The organism is Spirochaeta isovalerica, assembly GCF_014207565.1.
GTDB classification, from domain to species: Bacteria; Spirochaetota; Spirochaetia; order DSM-2461; family DSM-2461; genus Spirochaeta_F; species Spirochaeta_F isovalerica.
The window spans coordinates 1-1096 of record NZ_JACHGJ010000031.1 but is presented as its reverse complement, the minus strand read 5'-3'; the positions used below and the strand labels follow the sequence as shown (position 1 = coordinate 1096).

Genomic DNA, 1096 nt, shown 5'->3' with positions numbered 1-1096 from the left:
CTGTTGTCCAGGAATCCGCCTGCCAGGAAGATCCCGGCGATACCGAGAGCCACATAGGCGAGACCGGAAATCGATTCGACGACTGCGAAAAGTCCCGTCGCCGCTTTGGATTCCGGTTTGGCCAGAAGGAGAAGGATCAGTCCCGAAGCGATAACCGCTCCGCCCTGGAACCCGCCACCGGGAGTCAGATGCCCGTTGATAAAGATATAAGCGCCGAGCAGGAAAATCAGAGGCGTGATAACTCCAGCCGCTGTTTTGAGCAGCTCGCTGGAATCTCTTGTCTCTCTCTCAACGCCGGATGTGTTCCCTTTTAACAGAAAAGCTACGATAGCCGCCGTGAGGAAAAGAATCGTGACTTCGCCCAGCGTATCCAGACCTCTGTAGGTCACGACAATCGCTGTAACAATATTGGCGGTTCCCACTTCATCGGCTGTGTTTTCAGCGTAGTAAGTGGCTGTCTCATTGAGAGAGTCAGCTGCCTGAAAGTTGTCCGCCAGATTGTAGAAAAGAGTCCCCATCGCGAGGAGAAGGAGTATAACTGCGATATTTTTAGCCATTTTCGCCTCCCCTTACTTTATTGAGAACGTAAAAGAAAATAATTGTCGAAAGACCGCTTCCGATAGCCGCTTCGGTCATGGCCACATCGGGCGCCGCGAGCATCAGGTAGAGAACCGAAGCGAGCAGCGACACCAGTCCGGCGGAGATGATCGAAACAACCAGTTCTTTCGCCTGAATGGCGGTGATAGCCGAGGCTAGCATAAGAACGACCAGCATGATAACCAGAATATTACTCAGCATCTTCAGCCTCCTCGGTTGGGACAACAAGTTTATCCAGAACCGTTTTCTCAGTCATCTTTATACCAATGAAATGAGCGGCCCGTGCCAGAGCATGGGAAGATACGGGGTTTGTAAAAAGGATAAAGAGGATCAGAACCACCAGTTTTGACCACCATGAAGGATGAGCAAAGGCCAGTCCGGCCAGAAACAGTATGGTTCCCAGAGTGGTTGCTTTGGTTCCCGCCTGAATTCTGTTGAAAAGGTCGGGCATCCTCACGATTCCCAGGGCTCCCAGGAAGAGGAAAGCCGCGCCGATGAC

At 52.1% G+C, this 1096-nt stretch carries 3 protein-coding genes; all 3 read right to left on the bottom strand.

From position 1 onward, the window contains the following. Positions 1 to 557 (bottom strand): hydrogen gas-evolving membrane-bound hydrogenase subunit E (mbhE, locus tag HNR50_RS22130; protein WP_184748988.1); only part of this gene is annotated, 557 nt, incomplete at its 3' end. Next, entirely contained in the window at positions 550 to 798 is a 249-nt protein-coding gene (locus tag HNR50_RS22125; RefSeq protein ID WP_184748987.1) for a hydrogenase subunit MbhD domain-containing protein, read from the bottom strand. The genes mbhE and HNR50_RS22125, both read right to left, overlap by 8 nt. Next, positions 788 to 1096, bottom strand: a 309-nt coding sequence (mnhG, locus tag HNR50_RS22120; protein ID WP_221439967.1) for a monovalent cation/H(+) antiporter subunit G, incomplete at its 5' end; no start/stop codon positions are given. The genes mnhG and HNR50_RS22125, both read right to left, overlap by 11 nt.

Excerpts from the sequence above, each read along its gene's own strand:
- HNR50_RS22125 (WP_184748987.1), bottom strand. The coding sequence starts at position 798 with ATGCTGAGTAATATTCTGGTTATCATGCTGGTCGTTCTTATGCTAGCC.